The 6,027-nt window shown below is 72.1% G+C and carries 4 protein-coding genes; 3 read left to right on the top strand and 1 reads right to left on the bottom strand.

Annotated elements, in window-relative coordinates; all coding sequences use genetic code 11:
* A partial coding sequence (locus VOI19_RS12245) for a hypothetical protein (protein ID WP_323793241.1) occupies window positions 1-2,829 on the top strand: 2,829 nt, incomplete at its 5' end.
* On the opposite strand, the gene VOI19_RS12240 is transcribed toward VOI19_RS12245, so the two are convergent.
* The gene (locus VOI19_RS12240) at window positions 2,826-3,716 is read right to left on the bottom strand and encodes a sulfite exporter TauE/SafE family protein (RefSeq protein ID WP_323793240.1); all 891 of its coding nucleotides are present in this window, start codon (window positions 3,714-3,716) and stop codon (window positions 2,826-2,828) included. The genes VOI19_RS12245 and VOI19_RS12240 overlap by 4 nt on opposite strands.
* Window positions 3,717-3,814: 98 nt before the next feature.
* On the opposite strand from VOI19_RS12240, the gene VOI19_RS12235 reads away from it, so the two are divergent.
* Together VOI19_RS12235 and VOI19_RS12230 are read left to right on the top strand one after the other, a co-directional pair.
* Window positions 3,815-5,728, top strand: a complete 1,914-nt coding sequence (locus VOI19_RS12235) for a helix-turn-helix domain-containing protein (protein WP_323793239.1) — start codon at window positions 3,815-3,817, stop codon at window positions 5,726-5,728.
* A gap of 73 nt (window positions 5,729-5,801) precedes the next feature.
* Window positions 5,802-6,027: SDR family NAD(P)-dependent oxidoreductase (locus tag VOI19_RS12230; protein ID WP_323793238.1), on the top strand; the 226-nt coding region annotated here is incomplete at its 3' end.

Here is a 6,027-nt window from a genome sequence, read left to right as displayed (position 1 = left end):
CGGCTGCTCGACACCGATGCGCAGCTGCGGCGCCAGCTGAGCACGGTCACCCCGACCGGTCCTGCGCTGGACCCCGCGCTGGCCAACCTGCGTGGAGCGGCTGCGCGCGTGGTCGTACGACGCGCCACCGTCCAGACCGCAGCCGCGGAGTCCCCGCGGGCGAGTGTCGGACGACGCGCCACCCTCGCCCGGTTGTCCGACGCCGTCGTGGCCGACGTCGCCACCCCGTTGGTGCGCGAGACCCGGGCGACCTCGGCGGAGGTCCTGAGCGACCTGGTGGCCTCGGCCGCCACCGACTTCGCGCTTGCCGGCACGGTGGCGGACGCGGTCGCCGCGGCGCTGGCCACCACCACGGGTCTGACCCCCTTCCTCCGCTGGGACCCGGTGTCGCCTCCGGTGGTGGTGCCCCGCCGGCGGTTCACCGAGGGGGAGTCGCAGCGCGTGCTGGTGATCCGCTCCGGGGTGCGTCAGGACCCCGACAGCCTCGAGATCACCGTCAGCACCCCCGCGTCGTACGCCGACGAGGTGACCGCGGGCGACGCCGCTCTCGGCTACCACGCCGAGTGCCAGCGCCACCTCGTGCCGCCGAAGACCACGCAGATGACCGCCGAGCTGCACGGCATGCTCGATGCCGCGGTCGGTACGTCGTCGAGCGCGGCGAAGCAGAAGATGCTCACGTGGTCGCTTGCGGAGGAAGGCTCGCTGCTCGACGTCGAGCGACCTGATCTCGACGTGCCCGGCGGCCGCCTGCCGCAGGACGGCGTGTCCCTCGCTGCCAACGATCTGACCGTCGTGCCGGCGTCCTTGCCGCTGGCCCCCGGCGAGGCGCCCCCCACCGGTCAGTACGTCGTCCACGACACCGATCGGGTGACGACGCCGTACCTCCCGGACCCACTGGCTGCGGGGATCTCACTGGTCTTCCCGGAGGCCGTCGAGGGCATCGGGCTCACCGGGCACGATGCGACAGAGGGCTTCACGACCGAGTACGGCGGCACCTGGCCCAAGGTGCAGCCGATCCGACTCGACCTGGTCGGGCGGCAGGTGCTCGACGCCGAGCGCAAGGCTCGCACCCTCACCGTCGGCCTGCCCGCAGGTGACCTGCAGCGCTTTCGACTCTCCTCCTCGCTGCGGGCCGAGGACCTCGACCTCCTGGCCGTGTGGCGCAAGCTGCCGTCGCCGCTCACCGCTGACCCCGCGGTCGCCGAAGCCGCCAAGGACGGCTGGCTCTGGTCGCTCACGCCGTACGACGACGTCCTGCTGGTGCATGCCGTGCCTCGTCCGGTGCAGGCGCCGCGGGTGCACCTCGACACCGTCGTGCGCCGGCCCGGACGGACGGAGGCTGCACTGATCGCCGAGCTGCGGGTGCACGGGAGCAGCACCCAGAGCGTGAACGCGGAGGCCACCTGGACCGAGCACCTCGACGACCTCGCCGTGCCCACGCAGCCGCAGCACAGGCCGACGGCGGCGATCGGCTTCACAGTGCCCGTCGACGAGCACGACGCGACGCTCGCGCTCCGGCTCGACGACGAGCCGTTGGGCGCCTTGATGGAGCACCTCCCGGCGCGCCGCGCGCTCCACCACTTCCCTGACACCAAGCACCGCCGGGTCACCTACACGTTCCGTGCGACCACACGCTTCCGGGAGTACTTCCACCCCTCGTTGATCGCCGCTGATCCGGCCGTGCCCGGCGACGACGGGCTGTCGGTGATCAGCGCCCCGCTCGAGGTCAGCATCCCGTCGTCGGCGCGACCTGCCGCTCCGGTCGTCCACTCGGTGATCCCGCTCTTCCGGTGGGCGTCGGGCACCGAGTCCGAGCAGCCGATGGGGTGGAGGCACGAACGCTCGACCGGCGTGCGCATCTATCTCGAGCGTCCGTGGTTCTCGAGCGGCGAGGGTGAGCTGCTCGCAGTCCTGCTGGCCTCCGGCGGTGACGACGACTTCGGCTACGACCGCGAGGATCCTGCCGGCGACCAGTCCGGCTACCCCTTCGTCTCCAAGGTCGGGGCCGACCCGATCTGGGACGCGCCCGTGGTCGAGAACCGTGCGGTGGTCGATCTCCAGCTCGCCTCGATGCTGGTGCGAGAGCACGCGGACGGCGTCGTACGACCCGGGCGGCCGGTCGAGGTGCGATCAGGTCTCCGGCTCCCGGCCTCGGGAGATGCGCTGGGCCCGCTGGTGACGGCTGCGGCCTACCGCCCACAGTTCAACGCCGCTCGCGGCCTCTGGTACGTCGACGTGGCAATCGACCCGTGGGCACACGTCGCCGGGGCGAAGCCAGGCGACCGGTCACAAGAGGCGTTCTGGCCCTTCGTGCGCCTGGCCGTGGCGCGTTATCAGCCCGAGAGCATCGCCGGCCATCACCTCTCGGCGCCGGTGCGGTGCCGCTACGTGCAGCTGCCGCCGACGCGGACGACCTCGGTCGACCGCACCGACGAGCGCAGCGTGCGCGTGGTGGTGAGTGGCACCATCGGCAACCTGGGGCCGGAGCGGATCCCGGGCTTCGACCCCCACCGTGTCGTCGTCGCCACCTTGTCGCGGCGCGACCCCGACGTCCCGACCGACCTAGGGTGGACCACCGTGGCGAGCAGCCCGCTGACGCTGAAGGGCCGGGTCGGGGCGTGGGACGTCGCCTGGGTCGGTGAGCTCACGTCGCCCGACTCCTTCCGGCTCCGGCGACCCTCGCCGTCCGGGGGAGGGACCCCGGGCTGGCGGGTGACGGTCGAGGAGTGGGAGCGCTTCGAGGGCGACCCACCCCTTGCCGGGAACCCCGCCAGCGGTCCGTCGATCTGGGAGCAGCGGCTGGTCTACGCCGACGAGTTCCTGCTCTAGACGAGCACCGCGGCTGCGGCCGACGCACGCTCGGCCCGCTCGCGGAGCCAGGCACGGTGGGCGACGCTTGCGGTGGCCGAGGCGATGAGCAGCAGGAGGGTGGCGTCGAGCCAGCCGGGCAGCCCACCGAGGGCGGCGATGATGGTGATGCCGTTGACCATGACGACGAGCCCGCCGACCAGGGTGCCCATCGGGGCGTGGGGGAGTCGTCCGGCGAGTCGGGCAGCGATCGGAGCGATGAGCACGCCACCGAGCACGAGACCGAGCACCGGCAGCCACGGGATCCCGTGCTGGGCGGCGCCGGTGAGGAAGCCGATCGAGACCGACACCGCGACCAGGAACTCCGCAGCGTTCGTCGTGCCGACCACCTTGCGGGGCTCGTGACGGGTCACGGTCATCAGGCTCGGGGTGACGACCGGGCCCCAGCCGCCGCCACCGGTGGCGTCGACGAAGCCGCCGAGGAGGCCGATCGGTCCGAGCCAGCGGACGGTGTGACCGTTCTTCGGCGTGGGGATCAGCCGCAGCCCCAGCCCGAAGCGCGCGAAGATCACGAGCCCGAAGAACAGCAGCAGTCCGGCCATCCAGCCCTTGGCCGAGGCCATGCTGATGTTGGTGAGGACGACGGCGCCCAGGAACCCGCCGACCGCACCGGGCAGGGCGACCCGGACGAGGATCGCGAGGTCGATGTTGCCCTCACGCCAGTGAGCCAGGCCGCTGATCAGCGTGGTGGGCAGCTTGGCCGCGTGCGTGGCTGCGCTCGCGGTGGCCGGGGCGATGCCCATGAAGAGCAGCACGGTGGCAGACGTGACGCCGAAGCCCATGCCGAGGGTCCCGTCGACGAGCTGGGCGAGCCCGCCCGCGAGAGCGAAGCCGAGGACGATCCACATGTAGTGCTCCTGGTGAAAGGTGGGTGAGTGGCGTAAACATAGCAGTTCACTAGACTTAGACAAGAACGCGCGATCGGCGCGTCCGTATCCTGTGGCGCGTGCCTCTCCCCACGTCGTTCCTCGACCTCCTCTACGCGGGCGCGTCGGAGGAGGCTCTCGACGCGGCGCTGCGTGAGCGGGAGCTGCTGGCGCCGGACGACGACGCCCGCGCCGACCTGCGCCACCAGCACGGGGTCGCGCTGCGGCTGCGGGAGCGGATGTCGGAGCAGCGGCGTCGCGAAGCCGAGCTCGGCGCGCTCTACGAGACGGCTCACGACCTGATCGCGATCCGAGACGTCGACGCGATCCTGACGGCGATCGTGCGTCGCGCCCGCCGGTTGCTCCAGGCCGACATGACCTACCTGTCGCTGAACGACGAGGCCGAGGGGGCGTCGTACATGCGCGTGACCGACGGGTCGGTGTCGGCGCAGTTCCGCACGCTCAGGCTGCCGCTCGGCACCGGCCTGCTCGGACTCGTCGCCCAGACCGGCGCGCCGTACTACACCGACGACTACAAGCACGACCAGCGCTTCGAGCACCAGGAGTACATCGATCACGCCGTCAACGACGAGGACATCCGCGCCATCCTCGGCGTCCCGCTGATCGTCGAGGGCAAGGTCATCGGAGCCCTGCTCGCCGGCCACCGCGCGGTGCGACCCTTCCCGGCGAGCGAGGTGACGCTGCTGACGTCATTCGCCGCCCACGCAGCCGTCGCCCTCGAGAACGCCCGACTCTTCACCGCCACGCAGCAGGCCCTGGCCGAGGTGGACGACACCAACCGGCAGATGCGCGAGCAGAGCCGCGCCGTCGAGATCGGCGCGCAGGCCCACGACCGCCTGACCGAGGTGATTCTCCAGGGCGGCGGGCTCGACCAGGTGGTGCAGGTCCTGGCGGAGGTGCTCGGCGGGGACGTCTGGATCCAGGACGCCGCGGGAGTCGCCCTGGCGTCATCGTCATCGGCATCGGCATCGACGTCGGCGGTCGACCTCGACGCCGACCTGGGGGAGTCGTTGGGGGAGTCGCTGGCCACGGGTCGGAGCGTGGAGGTCGGCGCAGGCCTCTACGTGGTCGCATCCCTGGCAGGCTCCGAGCACCTCGGCACGCTGGTGCTGCGCCCGGCGGCAGGATTTCTCGACATGGCAGGGCGGCGCACGTTGGAGCGCGGTGCGCTCGTCACGGCTCTGATCCTGCTGTTCAACCGCTCCGTCAGCGCTGCTGAGGACCGCGTCCGAGGTGAGCTGCTGACCGACCTGCTCTCCGGTCGCGAGGGCGACCCCGGATGGGTCCGGGAGCGGGTGCGACGTCACCGCCTCGACCTCGACCGGCTGCGAGTCGTGGCCGTCGCAGACGTGCACGGTGCCGATCCCCATCGTGCCGCGCTCGTCGCCGCTCGGCTCGGCGACGACCTCCGCGGGCTCGGAGGTGAGCACGAAGGTCACATCGTGCTGCTCGCCGACGCCCAGGTTCCGCTCGCCATCGGCCGTCAGCTCCACCACGCCCTGCGCCAGGCGGGTGGGCCGGTCACCGTCGGCGTGAGCCTCGTCGAGGCGGCTGCGCCGGCGGACCTGTCGACAGCCTGGCAACGAGCGCGCAGCTGTGTGCTGACGTTGCAGACCCTCGGACGGGCCGGCGAGGTCAGCGACGCGGCCGGGCTCGGGCTCGCTCGACTGGTGCTCGGCGACAACGGCCCGGCCGAGCTCGACGCCTACCTCACCCAGACCCTGGGGCCGCTGGTGGCGTACGACGCCGAGCGCGGCACCGACCTGATGGGAACCCTGGAAGCCTGGTTCGCGGCCAGTGGCAGGACCGCGCGCACCGCCGAGGCGCTGCACGTGCATCACAACACGGTCGGCCAGCGGCTCGACCGGATCGGCGCGCTCCTCGGCGACGGGTGGCGCGAGCCGGGTCCCGCCCTCGAGCAGCAGCTGGCACTCCGGCTCTGGCGCCTGGCCCGCGGGGTGGGTGGGCGCTGAGCACATCAGACGGGGCCCGATGTGTTGAGCGCACACATGTCGGGGAGGGGGCTTGCTGCGTACTGTCGCCCGAATGAACGAGACCCCCGTCACAGGCCCCCTTGCGGGTCGCACCGCCCTGGTCACCGGAGGCGCCGGCGGCATCGGCCGCGCCATCTCTGCTCGGCTGGCCGCCGACGGTGCCTACGTCATCGTGCTCGACCGCGACGAGCAGAGCGCCAAGCAGGTGGCCACCGACCTCGGCGGCGAAGCACTGGTGGCCGACCTCGGGGACCCGAGCGTGTTCGACGACCTCGACC

Origin of the sequence: Nocardioides sp. (assembly GCF_034670285.1) — a bacterium.
GTDB lineage: Bacteria > Actinomycetota > Actinomycetes > Propionibacteriales > Nocardioidaceae > Nocardioides.
Note: the sequence above shows the minus strand (reverse complement) of the source record. Positions and strands in the feature narration are given on the sequence as shown.